Source organism: Flavisolibacter ginsengisoli DSM 18119, assembly GCF_900129295.1.
GTDB lineage: Bacteria > Bacteroidota > Bacteroidia > Chitinophagales > Chitinophagaceae > Flavisolibacter > Flavisolibacter ginsengisoli.
Genome location: NZ_FQUU01000011.1, coordinates 128,455 through 148,508, shown reverse-complemented (window position 1 = coordinate 148,508; position 20,054 = coordinate 128,455). Strand labels below are relative to the sequence as shown.

Here is a 20,054-nt window from a genome sequence, read left to right as displayed (position 1 = left end):
TATGATTCTTCTTTTTGACCTGCCAAACTTTTCTGACCCTGGTGTGCTGACAGCTCTATTAACTTTAACTGCCCTGGAAATTATTTTAGGGGTTGATAATATTATTTTTATTTCCATAGTATCGAATAAATTACCAGAGCAACAACAAGGTAAGGCAAGAACTTTAGGACTACTGTTAGCTATGGTGTTCAGGATAATCCTGTTGCTTACCATCACCTGGATCATAAAGTTGACCACTCCATTATTTACCATCCCGTTTATTAAGGATGATGGCCAGGCAATTGGTATCAGTTGGAAAGATATAATACTGATAGCAGGAGGTATTTTTCTTATTTTTAAGAGTACACTGGAAATACACCAGAAACTAAATATTGCCAGCAAGCCACATAGTACAATAGCTCCATCTGCCTTCAGATCAGTTATTATTCAAATAGTACTTGTAGATGCAGTATTTTCTTTTGATTCTATTTTAACAGCCATAGGATTGGTGGATAATGTACTGATTATGATCCTGGCGGTTGTTGTTTCCATGCTTATCATGATCTTTTTCTCCGGAGCCATCAGTAGATTTATCAATAAGCACCCCACCCTACAAATCCTGGCACTTGCTTTTCTTATAATGATTGGAATGATGTTAGTAGCAGAAGGTTTCCATCAGCATATCAATAAAAGCTATATATATTCTGCTATTGCTTTTAGCCTTGTGGTAGAGCTTATAAATATGCGTTTACGCAAAAACCGGCAACAAATTAACTTGAATAATGATGAATTGTAGTGCCATTTAGTCAGCAAACAGAAAAGGGCATCAGGTTTGATGTTTAAACACTGTTATTAAAAGAAATGTATGAAAATTGAAATAATATCAGGCAGTCCTCGTCACAATAGTACCACTAACAGGTTAGCCTTATTCCTGGAAAAAGAATTAAAGGAAAACACAGAGCATGAGGTTGGTTTAATTGATGTCAGGCAATATGCTATGCCCGGGGTTCAAAAAGTTTTTACTTCAGTTGAAGATACACCCGATAAGTATAAAGAATTGGCAACAAGGATGTTCAATGCTGATGCTTACATTATTGTAACTCCTGAATATAATGGAAGCTATTCTCCAGCTATGCAAAATATGTTTGATCATTTCCCAAAGCAGCACCGTAAGGTTTTTGGAATTGCTACAGCTTCACCAGGTGCTTTAGGCGGAGTGCGCGCTGCCATGCAATTGCAGCAATTTATAATGGCATTGTTTGGAATAGCTTCTCCTTATATGTTATTAACCCCTCATATTGACAAGAAGTTTGATGTAGATGGAAACCTTGTAGATGGGACATTTCAAAAATCTATTGACGTCTTTCTTTCTGAATTTCTATGGCTGGGTGAAAGATTGACAATGGAAAAAGTTACTGCCTAAATCATTTCATTCCTATAGAAAACACTTAGAATAAATGGGTAGTTGGTTATAACCTGTAGATATTCAATAAAGAAGAATTTAATGGTAACAGAATTACATAAAGCCAATACAAGAGGACATGCTGATCATGGATGGCTTGATTCCTGGCATACCTTTTCTTTTGCCGGGTATCATAATCCTGAAAGGATGCAATTTGGTGCTTTGCGTGTATTGAATGATGATACTGTAGCCCCCGGAATGGGCTTTGGAAAGCATCCTCATAATAACATGGAAATTGTTTCTATTCCTCTTGAGGGGGACCTTGAACATGGAGACAGTATGGGCACAATAGCAGTGATCAATCAAGGGGATGTGCAGGTAATGAGTGCGGGAACGGGCATCATTCATTCAGAGAAAAATAAGAATGCAGACAGGCAGGTTAAGTTTTTACAGATATGGGTATTGCCAAATAAGAAAAATGTACAACCGCGTTATGATCAAAAAAGCATTTCCCCAGATGAAAAGCATAATAAATTAGCTACAGTAGTATCACCTTTAGGAACGAATGATGGAGGAGTGCAGTTGCACCAGGATGCCTGGTTTTACCTATCAAAGCTTGATGCTGGCAAAGAAATGAATTATGAAATCAAAAAGAATGGGAATGGTGTCTATGCTTTCGTTTTGGAAGGGGATCTCATGATAGGAGAAAATGAACTGCATCGACGTGATGGCCTTGGAATTCGTGATTCTGAAACATTTACCATGCAAGCTTTAACTCCTTGTGAAATCTTATTAATGGAAGTTCCTATGAACTAAGGGAAACTTTTTTGCCTGATATTAAGACCCGTATTACTTAATTGTTCTTTTTTGTGATAACTATATCTCAATGGCAGTAATCTAAGGCATATATAGAAGGTTATTTACTGTTTATTTTATATTTCTATATTACTAAACTAGGAGAAAGTAAATGTTATCACCATAACAGTTCCTAAAAAAGAATGCAACTTTGACATCTAAAGACTCTTTTATGGAACAGAATAATTCATTTACACAAGCTCACCTCGACAACCAACTCTGGCTAAATGAACTCAGGTTTTATAGTGATGAAACAGCTATCTTTCAAAAACACCTTGAAGAATTGATATCACGCAACACGAGTTTGCAAGAATCAGACGAGGCTGGTTATTTTCAAAACCAGTTTGCACGAATGAGTGACCAGGTAACCAATATGCTAAATGAATTACAAAGTGCCGAAGCTAAAATGGCCATGTATGCTAAGTCTGATCGTACTGCTGATCTTGAGAATATTATTGTAGCAGATCATTACCAGTTCAGGGATTCTATAAATAATTTTAAGAAGGAATATGAAACATTTAAGGAAAAGTTCAAAAAGTTTGAATCTGACCTTTATTGAAAGCTGTAAAAGCAATTGACAACAATCATAAAAATGACAAACAATGGTCAGTTTACAGGGGTGGAGTAAATAGTTGCTTTACATAATTAAAATAGGGCATTATGTACCAGACTGTTTCTATCCGTAGCCTTCACCTGGAATACCAGTTATGGGTTCGTGAATTGATCTTTTACAAGGAAGAAATTAAAATTTTCGAAAGTCACCTGGAGGATCTGGTATCAAGGAATACGAGGCAGGGTGTCCAGGTGCAAATAGAACATTTTCAGAACCAGTTTATTTGTCAGAAAGAAGTAATTGATATTTTAAAGCATAAACTTAATATCAGTGAAAGACAATTGGCTGCTTTTGTTTATGATCTTTCGGGCGGCGTTATAGATAGCATACGCATGGATAATCATTCAGAACTAAGGGAAGAGATACAAACCTTCCGCAGGCTATATAAAAAACTTAAAACATATTTCAGGCATTTCGAAACTGAATGGATGTAAAAAGTTTAATAGTTATCCATTCATATAAACCTATAATTATAACAGATTCCTTGCTGCAGATATTTTATAGCAAATAGCACGGAATGTTATTAGGTAATTAAAATTTACCGCTATTCGTTTACAATAAATCTCCCCGGCTAAAGACTAATAACTATTGTTGAAAACAAATAGAATACTTACGTCTCTTCTAAATTGATAAATATATAACTTAGGTGCTTTTAATACTAAATATGAAAGCATTCTTCACAGTATTCTTCTTCTTAACTATAACTGTTTTTTGCTCTGCTCAAACCAATACCCTTGATAGCGCCTGGATAAAAGATAACTATTACAAAATTGAAAAGATGATCCCTATGCGGGATGGTAATAAGCTTTTCACCGCTGTATACCTACCAAAAGATAGTTCTGAAAAACATCCCATCTTAATGAAACGTACCCCCTATTCTGCAGGGCCATACGGAGAAACTAATTTCCCAGAAAGCTTTTGGAATAGCTATTACCGGTTGTACATGCGTGAGAACTATATTATGGTGGTACAGGATGTAAGGGGCAAATATATGAGCGAGGGTGATTATATGGATGTGAGGCCATATAATGTTAATAAAACCGGAAGCCAGGTTGATGAAGCCAGTGATACTTATGATGCCGTTGACTGGTTGGTAAAAAATGTACCAGGGAATAATGGCCGTGTAGGCGTATTTGGAATTTCTTACCCTGGATTCTATTCTACCATGGCTGCGCTTAGCGGCCATCCGGCTATTAAGGCTGTAAGTCCCCAGGCACCGGTAACCGATTGGTTTATGGGCGATGATTTCCATCACAACGGAGTATTCATGCCAATGGATGCCTTTTCATTCTATTCAAGCTTTGGCAGGCCGCGATTGAAACCATCTATGTCCGGATTGCCTGGATATTCCATACCAGGAGCAGACAATTATGACTTTTTCCTGCGCACAGGTGCTTTACAAAACCTTACGAAGCTTATGCCAGAAACCATTCCTTTCTGGAATGATTTAATGTCACATCCAAATCTGGATGAATGGTGGAAAGCACGGAACACAAGAAATTTTGTCCAGGCTATTCCATCATCAACTAACACCCTGGTGGTTGGGGGTCTATTTGATGCGGAAGATTGCTTTGGGGCGTGGAATCTTTATAAGGCTATAGAATCTAAAGCAAAGAATAACAACAGGCTGGTTATGGGCCCATGGTTTCACGGCCAATGGGGAGGCAGAGGAGATGGCAGTAATCTTGGAAATGTCAGATGGGGTTCTAAAACTTCAGAGTGGTACCAGGACAATATTGAAGTACCATTTTTCAATTACTATTTAAAAGACAAAGGTTCTTTAAAAGATCTTGCTGAGGCAACTGTTTTTTTTAGTGGAGAGAATGCCTGGCACAAATTGCAGCAATGGCCTCCAGTTAATTCAGCTACACAGGAACTTTTTCTTCAATCCAATGGCAAACTTGACTGGAAAAAGTCAAATTCAGGAATGCCATTTACACAATATACCAGTGATCCTACTCGCCCTGTTCCTTATACAGAAGATGTTCATGAAGGCAGAACCAGGGAATACATGACAGATGACCAGCGCTTTGCTTCACGCAGGCCAGATGTATTGGTTTTCGAAACAGAACCTTTGCAAAATGACCTAACATTGGGCGGGGCTTTGAAAGCCAACTTATTTGTATCCATATCCACTTCTGATGCAGATTTTGTTGTAAAACTGATTGATGTATTTCCAGATAACTTCAGCTATCCAACTCCCTCTTCACTTCCAGATTATCCAATGAAAGGCTACCAAATGCTGGTGCGTGGAGAAATAATGAGAGGCAAATTCAGAAAATCTTTTGAAAAGCCAGAACCTTTTAAGCCAGGAAAAGTGGAAGCCGTACAATTTTCCTTACCTGATATTGCCCACACTTTTAAAAAAGGGCATAGGGTCATGGTACAGATCCAAAGCAGCTGGTTTCCCCTGGCAGACAGGAATCCCCAAAAGTTTATAGATATCTACGAAGCGAAAGATGCAGATTTTCAAAAAGCAGATATCAGGATCTACCATAATTCTACCTACCCTTCCAGCATCAGTGTACCAGTAATGAAATAAGAAACAATGAAATTGTATAATGTTATTAGTCAGAAGATGCACATCAGGGTATTTATCTTATTGATAGTTTTTAGTATCAATAAGTTTAGTGGAGCACAGAACACTTTAGTAATTCCGCAACCTGTTAGTATGGCCGTACATAAGGGTAATTTTGCTATTTCACCAACAACAGTGCTTATTGCAAAAGATCCTGAAGATCTTAAAGCAGCAAAGTTTCTGAATGACTACCTTACTAAAATATATGGAATTAGTTTGCCAGTATCAAATAAGGCACTTAAAGGTTTCATTAAATTAACTACCCGGAAATTCATAAAAGCACCTGGCAAGGACGCTTATTCTCTTGAGGTTAATAAAAACGGTGTTCTCATTGAAGGGGATACTTATGCAGGAACATTTTATGGTATCCAAAGCCTGATCCAATTATTGCCAGTAAATGGAATTGATAAGGGTAATAAAAATACAAGGTCACTACTGGTTCCTTTTGTAACTATGAATGACTATCCAAGGTATGATTACAGGGGCATGCACCTCGACGTAGCACGACATTTCTTTCCTATTGCTTTTATTAAAAAATACATAGACTATTTGGCATTGCATAAAATGAACTTTTTTCATTGGCATTTGACAGATGATCAGGGATGGCGAATTGAGATCAAAAAATATCCACTATTAACTCAAGTTGGTGCTTACAGAAATGGTACTATCATTGGGCGCTATCCGGGCATTGGTAATGACAATTTGAAATATGGTGGCTTTTATACCCAGGACCAGGTAAAGGAGATTGTTCAATATGCAGCTGACCGGCATATTACCGTGGTTCCCGAAATTGAAATGCCCGGTCATGCATCCGCTGCCATTGCTGCATATCCCTGGTTAAGTTGTTTTCCATCGGAAGAAACAATCATTCCCTCCTACCCTTCCAGGCTGAGCCAATCAATGAAAGGAAAGAAAGTTCAGGAAACCTGGGGAGTATTTGATGATGTTTTCTGTGCAGGCACTGATTCTACTTTCAAATTTTTGCAAGACGTGATAGATGAAGTGCTTCCATTATTTCCTTCGCAATATATTCACGTAGGTGGGGATGAGTGCCCTAAAACTAATTGGAAACGATGCTCTAAATGCCAGGCCCGAATGAAAGCAGAAGGGCTTTCAAATGAGCATGAGCTACAGAGTTATTTCATTCAAAGAATGGAGAAATACTTGAATAAAAAAGGTCGTACACTTATTGGTTGGGACGAAATTTTAGAAGGAGGATTGGCACCAAATGCATGGGTAATGAGTTGGCGTGGAGAAAAAGGAGGCATAGAAGCAGCCAAGCAAAATCATAATGTAATTATGACTCCAGGCGAGTATGTTTATTTTGACCATTCACAAACAAGGAACGAGGATTCGGTTACTATTGGGGGATTTACACCATTGGAAACAGTTTATAAATATGAACCCATTCCCTCAGAACTGAACAGTTCAGATTCGACATATGTGAAAGGAGCACAGGCAAATCTATGGACTGAATATATACATTACCCGTCCAAGGTGGAATACATGATATTTCCGCGAATGAGTGCCCTGTCCGAGGTCCTTTGGAGCCCAAAGGTATCAAGGTCATGGAGCAGTTTTGAAGCCAGGCTTCCTATCCAATTTAAGAGATATGGATTATGGGGTGCTAATTTCAGCCAGGCATTTTACGATCTGGATGCTCAATTAAAACCAGGTAATAATCATTCCGTGAGTTGGACAATAATACCCAAAAAAAGAGGTACTACAGTAAAAATAACAGGAGCTTTACATGATGTACATTATTTGCGTTCAGATAGTATCAATTTTGTACTCGGTCCAGCAGGTACATATACTGCCCAACAGGTTGCAAACAAAGAGCAAAATAAGTCAGGTAAAGACAAATTAATAGGACGTGGCATACATATAGAATATTTTGTAAACAAGGCAACTGGTAAACCAATAACCATTGTAACTCCTCCCAACAGCAAATACCCGGGTCAAAATGGAAGCTTTAGCCTCGTAAATGGAGTGTATTCTAATAAAGGTTTAAGTTTCCCGGATTGGATGGGTTGGGTAGGTGATGACCTGGAAGCAACCATAGACCTTGGAAAAATCCAGTCCGTCTCAAGTACAAGAATGCATACCCTGGAGCAAAATGGAAGCTGGATCTATCTGCCAAAATATGTTGAAGTGATGGGATCAACTGATGGAACAAATTTCATAAGCATTGGAAGATCCACAGAATTTAAAACTGATACATTGACTATGGGTTGGATCACCGTAACATTTCCTCCAACCAATGCCAGGTACATAAAATTAACCGCAAAGAACTATGGAGATATTCCTGATGGCCAGGCTGGTGCCGGAAATAAAGCCTGGTTATTTGCAGACGAGATCCAGGTATTTTAAAATAGGCAAACGATTGCACAACGCTGGAAAATCACTGTTATTCATAGGAATGAAAATATTTACAAATATGCAACCACAGGATGCTAACATAAAAAAATATTCTACACCCGTATCTTTAGCAGCCAAAACCAATGTTTGATTTGAAATGACAGATATTAATTTAATAGACGCGTTTGAAAGAATCCCGGTAAAGATCTTTGATGGTGCTGTAGAAGGATCAAAATTTGCCGCCGCAGAAATCGCCAGGCTTATCCGAGATAAACAATCAAAAAATGAGAATTGTGTATTAGGGTTGGCAACAGGCTCTACACCAAAAAGCCTGTACGTAGAATTGGTACGTATGCATAAAGAGGAAGGATTAAGTTTTAAAAATGTTATATCCTTTAACCTCGACGAGTACTATCCTTTAGAAAAAGATGCCTGGCAGAGTTATAATAATTATATGCACAGGCATTTATTTGACCATATTGACATTGATAAGAAAAACATTAACCTACCCAATGGTGAATTACCAAAGGAGGAGATAAAAAAACATTGTGCGGAATATGAGAAAAAAATAGAAGAGGCCGGCGGCATTGACCTGCAGGTATTAGGGATAGGTAATAATGGTCACATTGGTTTTAACGAACCCGGCTCCAGCATTTATTCAAAAACAAGGCTAATCAACCTGGAGAATTCCACGCGCCTTGCCAATGCCTACGAGTTTGCCAATATTTCGGAAGTGCCCAGGCTAGCAATTACCATGGGCATAAGCACTATTTTAAAAGCCAAGCGCATCATATTGCTTGCCTGGGGTCCTTCCAAATCTGAAGTGATTCAACGCTCTGTAGAGGGCGCTGTTAGTGAAAGTGTGCCAGCAAGCTTACTGCAGCAACATAGTGATTGCACTTTTATTGTTGACCATGTGGCTGCATCAGACCTTACCAGGTTCAAATCTCCCTGGCTTACGGGCGAAATTGAATGGACATCTGCCATGATCAAAAAAGCGGTGGTTAATATGGCACTTAAGCTTAAAAAACCTATTCTCTCATTGACTAATAACGATTATAACGAGTTTGGATTGGGAGACCTGATCGTGGAAGAAGGCGATGCATACGAGATCAACCTCCAGGTTTTTTATTTATTAAGAGATTCTATAACGGGATGGCCAGGTGGCAAACCCGATGCCCAGCTTCCAACTCATCCTGAACGGTCTGAACCATTTCCAAAAAGGGTGATTATATTCTCCCCTCACCCCGATGATGATATTATCAGTATGGGTGGTACTTTTCAACGCCTGAGAGACCAGGGACATGATGTGCATGTAGCCTACCAGACTTCTGGAAACATTGCAGTAACTGACGAATTTGTAACAAGATTCCTGGATTTTGCTGTTGGTTTCGAGGACATTGCTGGAATCAATAATGACAGATCTGAAAAAATTCTGGATGAAGTAAGGAACTACCTGTCAAGAAAGAAAACCAATAGCATAGATACACCGCAGATCCGTTCCATCAAGGGCTTGATCAGGAGATGTGAAGCAAGAGCTACCTGTAGGTATGTAGGCATTCCTGAAAAGAACATACATTTTCAGAACCTCCCTTTTTATGAAACCGGCACCATTGAAAAAAAACCAATGGAAGAAAAGGATATTGAGTTGACGATAGAATTATTAAGAGAAATCAAGCCCCACCAGCTGTTTTGTGCTGGCGATCTTGCCGATCCCCATGGAACGCACAAGGTATGCCTGGACGTTGTGCTGGAAGCATTAAAGCGAATTAAAGCTGCGGGTGACCCATGGATTAAAAATTGCTGGCTATGGTTGTATAAGGGTGCCTGGCAGGAATGGAATATCGATGAAATAGAAATGGCTGTTCCAATGAGCCCGGACCAGGTATTAAAAAAGCGCTATGGTATTTTTATTCACCAGTCTCAAAAAGATATGGTGCCTTTCCAGGGAAGTGACTCAAGGGAATTTTGGCAGCGGGCAGAAGAAAGAAATGCGGCCACTGCCAATCTATATGCCCAGTTAGGTTTAACCCATTATGCAGCTATTGAAGCGTTTGTGCGGTGGAGTTATTGATTTAAGCTAAATAAAGACTAAATGTGATGCAGGATAAACATCTAATGACGTGTTTATCAGGGTCATTTTTTATTTTGCACAAAATTTCCAGTGGATCTATCACCAACCTATAAAGAACCTTCATGGACGGAGAGTTTAAAGGATGATGCCTTTAAGATCAGGTTGTATGTAGGTATCATTTTGTTAGGTGTGGTACTCGTAAGCTTCCCCTTTTTCTTTCAGCATATTGAATTAAGGGATGGCGAAGTGCTCAATGACTGGGTATTAGACCAGCTTCAACCCAGGGATGTTTCCATTCCCATTTTTACTATTATATGGTCTATAACCATTTTTTTCCTGGTAAGAAGTGTCCAAAGCCCTACCTTGTTCCTCACGTTCATGTATGGTTTCATATTGTTATCTGCTAGCCGGTTTATCACTATTTCCCTGGTTCCACTGGACCCTCCTCATAACCTGATACCACTTATTGATCCTATTTCCAATTCATTTTATGGTAAATCATTCATAACAAAAGACCTATTTTATTCCGGACATACCTCGGCACAGTGTCTATTCTTTTTATGTTTTCGTCGAAAACTTGATAAGCTGATAGCACTTTTCTGTACTATTGCAATTGGCTTTTTAGTGCTGGTTCAGCATGTACATTATACAATTGATGTCATTGCTGCCCCGGTATTTACAATCATTTGCTTTTACATAGCAAAGAAAATTGTAAATTCGAAGCCAATATCAATTATAGAACCGATTGAACGTTAACAGGTTAGAGGAGAAAGAATAATTGATTCACACACTTAAATACCTTGAAAGGACAAAAAAAGTACAAGCCATGAACAAACTGCAGGTACCAAATTACACTCTTACGGATAAATTGACGGAAGAACAATTGAATTTTTTCGATAAGAATGGTTTGATCATTTTCAAGAAGTTCATTACCAAAGAAACGGTAGATCTGTTTCTTAAAGAGACCCAGAGAATAGAAAAAGAGTGGTTAGATGCAGGCCTTGATAAGGTCAATGGAATTCCTTTAAAATTTGGAAAGGATGAGCATGACAATAAAGTCATACAAAGGCTTTGCTTTGTATCGCAGCACAGCGCTATTTTACATGAGTTCTTACAGGACCCCCGTTTACAAGCCTTAACTGACCTTGTACGTCCATATGAAGGCCGTATTGGTGAGGATGAAAAAGACGGACTTGTTTTAAATAATTATATACGCACGCCTAATAGTGCTTTCTCTCAAATGGGTTGGCATACAGATAGCCCAAGGGATCTTTTCCTAGGTCAGCGTATTATGCCTATGCTTAACGTAGGCATCCACCTGGACACAGTTCCCTTTGAAAACGGTGGTTTAAGAGTTCTACCGGGTACTCATAAGCAGGGAATGCTGCGTTTATTGTTTGGTAAAAAATACTTTATCGACCATAAGCCTGATCCTCGTGAAGTAGGTCTTGACATTGAGGCCGGCGATCTTACCGTGCATGATGGCCGTTTATGGCACCGCGTGCAGCAATCACCATATTTTGGTGAAAAGAGCCGCCGCCGTGTTATGTATGTTCCTGTTGTTACAGGGAAGTATATGCCAAAAGATAAAAACAGCAAAACGCCATTCTACCATAGATTTGCGTCAACTGTTCAGAATTAATCCTATAACATGTCATTTGCTTTAGTCACAGGTGCCAGTAAAGGCATAGGGAAATCTATTGCCCTTGAATTAGCCTCTAGAAAAACGGATCTTTTATTGGTGGCCAGGAATGAAGAACTTCTCCGCTCCCTTTCTGAGAATATCCGGAATGAGTATGGAGTGAATTGCCATTACCTTTCATTGGACCTTTCAGCCCCCAACGCCCCTCTGCAGGTTTTTAACTGGTGCAGGTCGAATGGATATGATGTGAATATATTGGTAAATAATGCAGGGTATGGTTTGAGCGGAGCTTTTGACAAATATTCGCTGGAAGAACACCTGAACATGATGCAGCTAAATATGAATGTAGTAGTTGAAATGACTTATCATTTTCTACCAGATTTAAAAAAACATTCACGGGCCTATATATTGAATATAGCTTCCTCTGCAGCCTACCAGGCTGTTCCTTTTCTAAGTGCCTATGCAGCTTCCAAATCTTTTGTATTACAGTTCTCCAGGGGATTGCACCTTGAGCTTAAAGGCACGACAGTATCGGTTACATGTGTTAGTCCTGGCGCTACAGACACTTCCTTTGTTGAACGTGCCAATATAGGAGCCAAAGGCCTTGAGTTGGCTGGAAAATTTAATATGCAGCCTGCTGAAGTAGCCAAAATTGCTGTTAATGCAATGTTTAAAGGAAAAACGGAAGTTATTACAGGATTTTTGAATAAGGTAGGTGCGGCACTGGCCTGGCTGCTACCTAAAAAAACAATTGAGAAAGCTTCCGCAAAAATTTATCAATAAGATCCTGATCGAACTGTTTCCTTTTATTTTTTCCCCTATATTTGCCACCCGAAATAAATGGCCCCGTAGCTCAACTGAATAGAGTATTTGACTACGGATCAAAAGGTTCCAGGTTTGAATCCTGGCGGGGTCACACTAAAGGTTCTACAAACAGTAGAACCTTTTTTATGTCTTTCTCAACATATTGCTCATTGCCCATGCCTGATTTTTAATTACCAATCTTTCGTTATAATAAGAAAATAGTTTAAAACGAATAAGTACTAATGCTTAATTGCTTAAAAAGAAGCTCCTGAATAAGTAATTTCTCTTGCATAAAATCCTTCAGGTACTTAATTTGGTATAAACCAATATTCCTATGAACCTCTACCTCTGTTTAGGCATATTTGCCTTTAATATAATAGCCTGGATATCTTGTGATATTATAGAATTTATCAAGACAAGAAACAGTTGATTATTGTATGCTTTGTTGATTAAATACTCTCAATTCGGGTTTGCAGATTTTCCCAATAATGTTGCCAGATTAGGGTTGAATGATATCTCGAAACCTTTCCATGAATTCATAACTATCTTTGGATTCAATATGGTAAAAAGTGATAAGCTTTAAGCCTGTCAACCAAAATGTCATGCAAACAATCATTGGCTCGGGTGGTACTATAGGCCTGCCACTCGCAAAAGAATTAAATAAATATACAAATCAGTTAAAGCTGGTGAGCCGGCATCCCCAAAAAGTAAATGAATCAGATGACTTATATCCGCTAGATGTTCAACAATTCAATAAGATTGACAGGGCTATTTCTGGTAGTGAAGTCGTATATATAACCATAGGTTTTGATTATAGTTTTAAAGTGTGGCAAAAGGTATGGCCTCCTTTTTTGAAGGCGGTTATAGATGCATGTAAGTTGCATGGGTCAAGGCTGGTGTTTTTTGATAATGTATATATGTATGCAAAATCAGCCATTCCACATATGACGGAAGCTGCTCCTCTTGACCCTCCCAGTAAAAAAGGTATGATACGAAAACAACTTCATGAAATGATCACAAATGAAGTAATGCAGGGAAATCTCCAGGCGATCATTGCCCGGTCGGCGGATTTTTATGGGCCAGATACCAGTAAAAGTATGTTGGCAGAAACCGCTGCTAAAAATTTGCTTAAAGGCAAAAAGGCTATGGTATTTGGAAATCCTGACAAGATACATACATATACTTTTACACCAGATGCAGCGCGGGCCACTGCTTTGCTTGGCAACACTGCGGATGCGTATAACCAGGTGTGGCATTTACCTACTACTAAAGAACCATTAACCAACAGGCAATGGATTGAGCTCATTGCAAACGAACTGCAAGTAGCTCCACGATTACAAAAAATTCCCACAGGGATGTTATCTATCCTTGGCTTATTTACTCCTGAGCTAAAAGAGTTTCCGGAGATGATGTATCAAAATGAAATAGATTATGTGTTTGACAGCAGCAAATTTGAAAACAAGTTTGGTATCTATGCCACAACGCCCAGGGAAGGAATAAAAATCATGATGGATTATTTGAAAACAATTCAACCTTAAGTTGACCATAACAAATTAAAAAACATTGATCCTCTTGTTTATGTGCTTATAATGTCTGAATAGTACATTAATAAAGAATGGCCTTACCTGATAAGAATAAAGGTTCCTTTTTGTTGCCTTGAAACACCATCGTCCGTTATATAGCAGCAGTAATAGACATAAAATCCTCAGGTTGAAGTATTCCTTTATATAGGCCATTCCATCCTACATTCGGTTGATTTGATTCAAACAACAGTTCTCCCCACCTGTCGTAAATCATAAAACGAAGTGATTCCACACGGCAACCATTCATTTTCGGAGCAAACGTTTCATTCTTGCCGTCATGATTAGGTGTAAAGGCCGCAAGACAACACATTTACCAGGAGTACTACCCTCCTTTTCGCAGCATATCAGCATATTCGTTGGGCAATGGACTTTCCTCAATTGCCTTTGCTGCTTTTTCAATATCATATTGGAACCTGATAAATTCTACCTGCACAGTGTCCTTGTTTAAAATACTGCTATTATGGTTAATTGTCAGCATTACATAGCAACCTTTGGGATTATTGTCCTTTGGTTTTCCAACAGAACCGATATTGATGGCATGACGGTAATGTGTATTTTCTCTTTCCTCTGTTGGTAATACCTTGTGATAGGGCTTGTGTGTATGCCCGAAACACATAATATCTGCATCTGCTTGTTCCATAATTCGCAACAGGCTTTTTTCTTCCCTGTCCTCAAACAAATATTCATTGATCTTCCTGGGACTTCCGTGAACCAATAAAAGATTTATTTTATCATGATTTAACTGGAACTCCACTTTGATGTGTGCAGGTAAGGTTCTTAAATAATTTCGTTCATCCTCCTTTACAATAGAATTTGTATAGGAAATGGATATTTTGCCCATATCCTTTTCAGCTTCTGTTTTATAAGCACAGCCACATTCATCACTCCTCAAACCTATACCCTGGTCATAATTGCCGGCAATGGTGGGAATACCTCTTCTTCTTATCTCGTTAATCACTTCATTGGGCCAGATGTTATAACCCACCAGGTCTCCAAGGCAATAAATGGCATCAGGTTTTTGACCTTCAATACTCTTAAAACATGCTTCTAAAGCTGGAAAGTTGGCATGTATATCGCTGAAAAGTGCTATCCTCATAAAATGATCTTAGGCTTTTTGCAATTGTGCTTTAGTGTAATATTTCTTTTTTAACCAGAATGCAACATTTACCAATGCAATCAGTGCAGGCACCTCTACCAATGGTCCAATGACACCGGCAAAGGCTTGTCCGCTGTTGATTCCATATACACCTATAGCTACCGCAATGGCCAATTCAAAATTATTACCCGCTGCTGTAAAAGCTATTGAGGCATTTGTTGAGTAGTCTGCTCCCATTTTCCTGCCAATAAAAAAGCTAAGAAGGAACATGATAGCGAAATAAATAACCAATGGAATGGCTATCCTGATTACATCAAATGGTATTTGCACAATCAGCTCTCCCTTAAGGCTGAACATGACTACGATGGTAAAAAGAAGTGATATAAGGGTAATGGGAGAAATAAAAGGAATGAATCTCTTAGAATACCACTCATCACCCATTTTATGTCGTAAAACGAGCCTTGTCAGCACTCCTGCTGCGAAGGGAATACCAAGATAAATAAATACGCTTTTTGCAATTTGACCAATAGTGATGTTTACCAGGGACCCCGAGATGCCAAACAATGGTGGTAGCAATGTAATAAATACATAAGCATAAACGCTGTAAAGCAATACCTGGAAGATGCTGTTTAAGGCTACCAGTCCTGCTGCATATTCCCTGCTACCGCCTGCCAGTTCATTCCATACAATTACCATAGCAATGCATCGTGCAAGGCCAATCAAAATTAGTCCCACCATATATTCGGGGTAGCCATGCAGAAACACAATGGAAAGCAGGAACATAAGAATAGGTCCTATGATCCAATTCAATAGCAGTGACATTCCTAAAACCTTTGTGTTCCTGAATACTTCTTTCAGCTTCTCATACCTTACCTTGGCAAATGGTGGGTACATCATAAGTATCAATCCAACTGCCAAAGGAATGTTTGTTGTGCCGGAAGAGAATGAATTGATAAATGAGGAGGAAGAAGGAAAGAAATAACCTATGGCTACGCCTACACCCATAGCAAGGAATATCCAAAGAGTTAAATACCTGTCTAAAAAACTTAACCGCCTTCTTTCAAGTGCCGGGGCACAGTCGTTTGCTGACATAATTACCTAAATGTTATTGTACTACTGTTGTGAATTGTCTTTGCAGTTCTTTCTTCATGACCGTTGCACTTACGGGACAAACATGGCTGAACTCTGATGACCGGAATAATGCCTCCGGAACTTCTTTCCTTGTTATCAGTTGGTAATTATTCCTGATAAAATATTTTTCAGCGGTTTCAGTCAGAAGGTACATAGTGATAATGCCTGAACTGGCTGCTTTTTGTTCTAACAACTGAACCAGCTTTTTTGCAATTTGTTTATTCCGGTACTCGGGATGAACAACCATAGACCTAAGAAGGCCATAATGAGAGTACCGCTCCATGCCTATTAAACCAACAATCCTTTGTCCATCCAAGGCTGTGTAAAACTCATCCAATACTTCAGGCAGATCTCCTGCAGGAAGGTTGTTTGATTTTAAAAGATTGATTATCTCATTACGACTCTGGTCTGTAGCTTTAATAATTCGCATAAGTGTGATAAGGGACTTATTAAAAATTTGTTCTGATGGTAAACTCTCTTTTGTTATTCCTTAATTTCCACAAATTAGCGGTAGAAATACGTTGTTGGCTACAACGATAGTTGTTTACCACTTCCTGGCCGGTAACATTGTAGGTTGTGCTGCAATAATCCACACAGCATTGTGCATTTTCGTTTTCAGTTTGAAGATGTGAAGTATTCATGGCTTATGTATTATTATTTAATGATTTAGGATTTTAATTAACCCCTTGTACAAAGTTCAGGACCGAAACAGGGCTTTATCTTACAACTACTTTATCCGTTTTATTGTTAATTGTTTTTACGTACTATCGGAATATTACGATGACTATGAACAAAAAAAATCTAACAACATTCATTGCAGCCTTTATAGCTATCAAATAATTGGTTGATCCACACTTGAGCTGCTTTCCATTCTTTTTCATTAATACAGTAACACACTTTTGCTCCATCAATTGCTCCTTTTACCAGTCCTGCATCCTTTAACTCCTTTAGGTGTTGGGAAATGGTGCTTTGCGAAAGTGGCAGCTCTTCTACTATGTCTCCACACTGGCAATTTTCTTTTGTTGCCAATAACTTTAATATGGCAACTCTTGCCGGATGGCCCAGGGCTTTTGCATATTTGGCTAACCTGTTTTCCTTTGTACTGAACTCGTATGATTTAGTTGCTCCCATAACTTATATCGCAATATTACGATAAGAAGAATAACTACCAAAATATTTTATTAAAAAAAGTAGAAACCATTGATACGAATCACAACTGAATAATAAAAAAATGACATTACCTAACAAAATAGAGAATAGCTATTCCGGGTTTTATACATTTCTAACTGTTTGCAATCCCCTAATAAAATTTTCTTTATTTGTCAGTATTAAGAATAAACAATTGCCTAACATTTATTCCCTCCAGGTCTTTTTTGCTAATACGTTATTGTAATGCCTGCTCCCAATCCCATATCGCTATCATAGTGAGTAGATAGGGCCATCCATTTACTTATAATGTACTGAAAGCCTGCCATGTACTCCTTATCTGTATTGCCCATCAGGTTGAACCGCAATCGTGGTGTAATGGGAATGCCTTCTCTGCTTAATTGAAAACGCAGTTTTCCATTTCCATCTATCCTGGCATCGGCCAACATCAGCCATGGAGTGGTATATTGTAAACCAACTGTAAATGTGCTACGGTTGTTTTTATTGCTAACCTGTCCGAACAGATTTTTATAATCATGACCATCCTTTTCGGTGGCATCCATTTTCTTGTAATGATAATCATAACCAATGTATGGATACAACCACTGGTTAACACCTATGTATCTGCCCAGGGATATTTCACCTTCATAGCCGTGATGGGGATTTGTACCCAGGTGCCAAAGTCCCTGCAATGCGTACCTGTTTGATGACAACATTGCTTCGCCATCACTTCCGTTGCTTTCCAAACCCACTTTGGCCATCAGGTGATACATGTTGTTGTCTCTCTTAAACATATTATATGCGGCGCGGGAATCTGTCAATTCAGGGTTAACTGGTGAATTTTCATATGTAAATACCCTTCCCATTCCTGCCATCATATGAAAAAGTATATGGCAGTGAAAGAACCAATTCCCTTCCTGGTTGGCCGCAAACTCAATTGTGTCTGTTTCCATCGGCATAATGTCCAGTACATTTTTGAGAGGCGCATAGTCACCCTGCCCGTTCACTACCCTAAAGTCGTGACCATGTAAATGCATGGGGTGCCGCATCATAGAATTATTTTTAATTATGATACGCAGGTTTTCGCCCTGCCTGATCAATATCCTGTCGGCTTCATTTACAGTTTTATTATCAATCGTCCACACATAGCGGTTCATGTTGCCGGTGAGGTTAAAATGTAACTGTTTCATAGGTCCGTCGGGTAAGGCTGTTATAAAGGGCGAACGCAGCATAGCGTAGTTAAGTGTTACCATGTCCGGCCCGGTATTGCTGTTCATGCTTTGCATGTCATCCATACCGGCATGCTCAGAATGATTTATCGGCGTAGTGTCTTCTTCTTCAATGCTGCCTGCGACTTCCGGGTACATAACACTGTTCATATCCATTGTCTGGTTGCTCATCTTCATGCCCATATCGTTCATTGTACCATTTGTGCGCATCATGTTGTTCATCATCTTCATGCCTTCAAAGTATTTGAGACGTTTTAGCTTAGAAGCCGGCATTTTCATGCCCTTGCCCAGCCAAAGAGATGACGCACCGGTTCGGTCTTCGGAAGTAGCTCTAAATTCATAGCTCATGTCATTTGGAATAGTTACTTCCAAATCAAAAGTTTCAGAAGGTGCAATAATTAACCTGTCCACTGCTACGGGTTCCACATCATTTCCGTCATTGCCAACAACACTAATTTTACCACCAGCAAATTGCAACCAGAAATATGTGGATGCACCCGCGTTGACAATATGAAGCTTAACCTTATCTCCTGCTTTATATTGAGGCATTGCTACTTGCGGCTGGCCGTTTACCAGGAACTTTTGATACCAGTCGTCGCTTACATCCATTGCTTTCATCCGTTTCCACTCATTTACCAATTTCGTTTTAAAATGCCCTTCCTTTACCGCTTCACCATAGCTCTGTGTACTACCTTTTTGAATTGAAAACCAGTCATTACCCGTTCTAAACCTTCGCTGTGTTTGCTTAGGATTTTCATCAGACCAATCGCTTAATACGACATTCACATGATTAGAGTCTGTATTATTAAAATTGGCCGCATTAATTAACTGCTTATTTGATTCATTGCGTTTCCTGAATATCAAAGCGCCAAACATGCCCAATTGCTCCTGCAGGGCTGTATGTGAATGATACCAATATGTGCCGTTCTGTACTACTTTAAATTTATAAAGATGTGTTTCACCCGGCCCTATTCTTTTAGTGGTGAGATATGGCACACCATCAAACCGGTTAGGAAGAATGACCCCGTGCCAGTGCAAGGATGTTTCTTCTTTCTTTAAGTTGTTGTGCAAATAAATTGCTGCAGTATCACCTTCCGTAAAATACAAGGTAGGTGCAGGCAATGAACCATTGATGGCATAAGCGTGCTTTTTGCTGCCAGTGTAATTTACTATTGTATCAGTTACATACAAATGATATATAACAGTCTTACCGGGCAACATATTTACAGTGGCTCCTGCATATGTTTTCCCAGAGGTATCAGTCTTTTCCGGCTGTTCCTGGGCTGGCGAAGTTCTGGCAATCTCTGGTACCTTTTTTTCTTCCGCTACAACAGGCTTATTGGTTTTGGGATCTTGCCTGGTTACCGGTTTTTTCGATGCAACTTTGATCGTTTTTTTCACAAGTGTCATACCACATTTAGGGCAATTGCCTGGCCTATCCATTTTTACTTCCGGATGCATGGGGCAGGTGTAAATAACCTTTGTGGCTTGGGACCATGCAGTTGCAACAAATAAAATCTGGAGTAGTATTACATAAATCGCTTTCATTTTATATCCTTTACAC

19 protein-coding genes and 1 tRNA gene are annotated in these 20,054 nt (G+C 39.1%); 13 read left to right on the top strand and 7 right to left on the bottom strand.

Features of this window, described 5'->3' with window-relative positions:
* Nucleotide 1 precedes the first annotated feature (1 nt).
* The 13 genes from BUA53_RS13645 to BUA53_RS13585 all read left to right on the top strand — a co-directional run bounded on the left by BUA53_RS13645 (nt 2) and on the right by BUA53_RS13585 (nt 13,843).
* Nucleotides 2-775, top strand: a complete 774-nt coding sequence (locus BUA53_RS13645) for a TerC family protein (protein ID WP_072835942.1) — start codon at nt 2-4, stop codon at nt 773-775.
* Nucleotides 776-844: 69 nt separating this feature from the next.
* A complete protein-coding gene (locus tag BUA53_RS13640) occupies nt 845-1,402 on the top strand; it encodes an NADPH-dependent FMN reductase (RefSeq protein ID WP_072835941.1) in 558 nt (185 codons plus the stop codon).
* A gap of 81 nt (nt 1,403-1,483) precedes the next feature.
* Nucleotides 1,484-2,197 carry a pirin family protein gene (locus BUA53_RS13635; protein ID WP_072835940.1) on the top strand — a complete coding sequence of 238 codons (714 nt, stop codon included), beginning with the start codon at nt 1,484-1,486 and terminating at the stop codon, nt 2,195-2,197.
* Between the two features lie 211 nt (nt 2,198-2,408).
* On the top strand, nt 2,409-2,795 hold the full coding sequence (locus tag BUA53_RS13630; RefSeq protein ID WP_072835939.1) for a hypothetical protein: 387 nt from the start codon (nt 2,409-2,411) through the stop codon (nt 2,793-2,795).
* Nucleotides 2,796-2,896: 101 nt separating this feature from the next.
* A complete protein-coding gene (locus tag BUA53_RS13625; protein WP_072835938.1) occupies nt 2,897-3,283 on the top strand; it encodes a hypothetical protein in 387 nt (128 codons plus the stop codon).
* Between the two features lie 230 nt (nt 3,284-3,513).
* A complete protein-coding gene (locus BUA53_RS13620; RefSeq protein ID WP_072835937.1) occupies nt 3,514-5,391 on the top strand; it encodes a CocE/NonD family hydrolase in 1,878 nt (625 codons plus the stop codon).
* Nucleotides 5,392-5,397: 6 nt separating this feature from the next.
* Nucleotides 5,398-7,797: a glycoside hydrolase family 20 protein gene (locus BUA53_RS13615; RefSeq protein WP_084080069.1), complete on the top strand. Its 2,400-nt coding sequence runs from the start codon at nt 5,398-5,400 to the stop codon at nt 7,795-7,797.
* A gap of 145 nt (nt 7,798-7,942) precedes the next feature.
* The gene (nagB, locus tag BUA53_RS13610) at nt 7,943-9,859 is read left to right on the top strand and encodes a glucosamine-6-phosphate deaminase (RefSeq protein ID WP_072835936.1); all 1,917 of its coding nucleotides are present in this window, start codon (nt 7,943-7,945) and stop codon (nt 9,857-9,859) included.
* A gap of 90 nt (nt 9,860-9,949) precedes the next feature.
* Nucleotides 9,950-10,615, top strand: a complete 666-nt coding sequence (locus BUA53_RS13605) for a phosphatase PAP2-related protein (RefSeq protein WP_072835935.1) — start codon at nt 9,950-9,952, stop codon at nt 10,613-10,615.
* A 70-nt stretch (nt 10,616-10,685) separates the two neighbouring features.
* Nucleotides 10,686-11,501 carry a phytanoyl-CoA dioxygenase family protein gene (locus BUA53_RS13600; RefSeq protein ID WP_072835934.1) on the top strand — a complete coding sequence of 272 codons (816 nt, stop codon included), beginning with the start codon at nt 10,686-10,688 and terminating at the stop codon, nt 11,499-11,501.
* Nucleotides 11,502-11,510: 9 nt separating this feature from the next.
* On the top strand, nt 11,511-12,284 hold the full coding sequence (locus BUA53_RS13595; RefSeq protein WP_072835933.1) for an SDR family NAD(P)-dependent oxidoreductase: 774 nt from the start codon (nt 11,511-11,513) through the stop codon (nt 12,282-12,284).
* Nucleotides 12,285-12,343: 59 nt separating this feature from the next.
* A tRNA-Arg gene (locus BUA53_RS13590) sits at nt 12,344-12,417 on the top strand.
* 490 nt (nt 12,418-12,907) lie between these two features.
* Nucleotides 12,908-13,843 carry an NAD-dependent epimerase/dehydratase family protein gene (locus BUA53_RS13585; RefSeq protein WP_072835932.1) on the top strand — a complete coding sequence of 312 codons (936 nt, stop codon included), beginning with the start codon at nt 12,908-12,910 and terminating at the stop codon, nt 13,841-13,843.
* Nucleotides 13,844-13,979: 136 nt separating this feature from the next.
* On the opposite strand, the gene BUA53_RS13580 is transcribed toward BUA53_RS13585, so the two are convergent.
* The 7 genes from BUA53_RS13580 to BUA53_RS13555 form a co-directional block, all read right to left on the bottom strand.
* Entirely contained in the window at nt 13,980-14,198 is a 219-nt protein-coding gene (locus BUA53_RS13580; protein WP_072835931.1) for a T9SS type B sorting domain-containing protein, read from the bottom strand.
* A gap of 12 nt (nt 14,199-14,210) precedes the next feature.
* Nucleotides 14,211-14,984 carry a metallophosphoesterase family protein gene (locus BUA53_RS13575; protein ID WP_072835930.1) on the bottom strand — a complete coding sequence of 258 codons (774 nt, stop codon included), beginning with the start codon at nt 14,982-14,984 and terminating at the stop codon, nt 14,211-14,213.
* A 9-nt stretch (nt 14,985-14,993) separates the two neighbouring features.
* The gene (gene arsB, locus BUA53_RS13570) at nt 14,994-16,076 is read right to left on the bottom strand and encodes an ACR3 family arsenite efflux transporter (protein ID WP_072835929.1); all 1,083 of its coding nucleotides are present in this window, start codon (nt 16,074-16,076) and stop codon (nt 14,994-14,996) included.
* Between the two features lie 13 nt (nt 16,077-16,089).
* Entirely contained in the window at nt 16,090-16,545 is a 456-nt protein-coding gene (gene arsN2, locus BUA53_RS13565) for an arsenic resistance N-acetyltransferase ArsN2 (RefSeq protein ID WP_072835928.1), read from the bottom strand.
* 19 nt (nt 16,546-16,564) lie between these two features.
* Nucleotides 16,565-16,756 carry a hypothetical protein gene (locus tag BUA53_RS21050; RefSeq protein WP_139256440.1) on the bottom strand — a complete coding sequence of 64 codons (192 nt, stop codon included), beginning with the start codon at nt 16,754-16,756 and terminating at the stop codon, nt 16,565-16,567.
* Between the two features lie 160 nt (nt 16,757-16,916).
* Complete coding sequence (locus BUA53_RS13560) at nt 16,917-17,246, bottom strand: ArsR/SmtB family transcription factor (protein ID WP_072835927.1); 330 nt, start codon at nt 17,244-17,246, stop codon at nt 16,917-16,919.
* A 245-nt stretch (nt 17,247-17,491) separates the two neighbouring features.
* Nucleotides 17,492-20,038, bottom strand: a complete 2,547-nt coding sequence (locus BUA53_RS13555) for a multicopper oxidase domain-containing protein (protein WP_072835926.1) — start codon at nt 20,036-20,038, stop codon at nt 17,492-17,494.
* Nucleotides 20,039-20,054: the final 16 nt, after the last annotated feature.

Excerpts from the sequence above, each read along its gene's own strand:
- BUA53_RS13585 (WP_072835932.1), top strand. The coding sequence starts at position 12,908 with ATGCAAACAATCATTGGCTCGGGTGGTACTATAGGCCTGCCACTCGCA.
- arsB (WP_072835929.1), bottom strand. The coding sequence starts at position 16,076 with ATGTCAGCAAACGACTGTGCCCCGGCACTTGAAAGAAGGCGGTTAAGT.
- nagB (WP_072835936.1), top strand. The coding sequence starts at position 7,943 with ATGACAGATATTAATTTAATAGACGCGTTTGAAAGAATCCCGGTAAAG.
- BUA53_RS13645 (WP_072835942.1), top strand. The coding sequence starts at position 2 with ATGATTCTTCTTTTTGACCTGCCAAACTTTTCTGACCCTGGTGTGCTG.
- arsN2 (WP_072835928.1), bottom strand. The coding sequence starts at position 16,545 with ATGCGAATTATTAAAGCTACAGACCAGAGTCGTAATGAGATAATCAAT.
- BUA53_RS13630 (WP_072835939.1), top strand. The coding sequence starts at position 2,409 with ATGGAACAGAATAATTCATTTACACAAGCTCACCTCGACAACCAACTC.
- BUA53_RS13555 (WP_072835926.1), bottom strand. The coding sequence starts at position 20,038 with ATGAAAGCGATTTATGTAATACTACTCCAGATTTTATTTGTTGCAACT.
- BUA53_RS13640 (WP_072835941.1), top strand. The coding sequence starts at position 845 with ATGAAAATTGAAATAATATCAGGCAGTCCTCGTCACAATAGTACCACT.
- BUA53_RS13580 (WP_072835931.1), bottom strand. The coding sequence starts at position 14,198 with ATGTGTTGTCTTGCGGCCTTTACACCTAATCATGACGGCAAGAATGAA.
- BUA53_RS13560 (WP_072835927.1), bottom strand. The coding sequence starts at position 17,246 with ATGGGAGCAACTAAATCATACGAGTTCAGTACAAAGGAAAACAGGTTA.
- BUA53_RS13625 (WP_072835938.1), top strand. The coding sequence starts at position 2,897 with ATGTACCAGACTGTTTCTATCCGTAGCCTTCACCTGGAATACCAGTTA.
- BUA53_RS13615 (WP_084080069.1), top strand. The coding sequence starts at position 5,398 with ATGAAATTGTATAATGTTATTAGTCAGAAGATGCACATCAGGGTATTT.
- BUA53_RS13620 (WP_072835937.1), top strand. The coding sequence starts at position 3,514 with ATGAAAGCATTCTTCACAGTATTCTTCTTCTTAACTATAACTGTTTTT.
- BUA53_RS21050 (WP_139256440.1), bottom strand. The coding sequence starts at position 16,756 with ATGAATACTTCACATCTTCAAACTGAAAACGAAAATGCACAATGCTGT.
- BUA53_RS13575 (WP_072835930.1), bottom strand. The coding sequence starts at position 14,984 with ATGAGGATAGCACTTTTCAGCGATATACATGCCAACTTTCCAGCTTTA.
- BUA53_RS13595 (WP_072835933.1), top strand. The coding sequence starts at position 11,511 with ATGTCATTTGCTTTAGTCACAGGTGCCAGTAAAGGCATAGGGAAATCT.
- BUA53_RS13635 (WP_072835940.1), top strand. The coding sequence starts at position 1,484 with ATGGTAACAGAATTACATAAAGCCAATACAAGAGGACATGCTGATCAT.
- BUA53_RS13600 (WP_072835934.1), top strand. The coding sequence starts at position 10,686 with ATGAACAAACTGCAGGTACCAAATTACACTCTTACGGATAAATTGACG.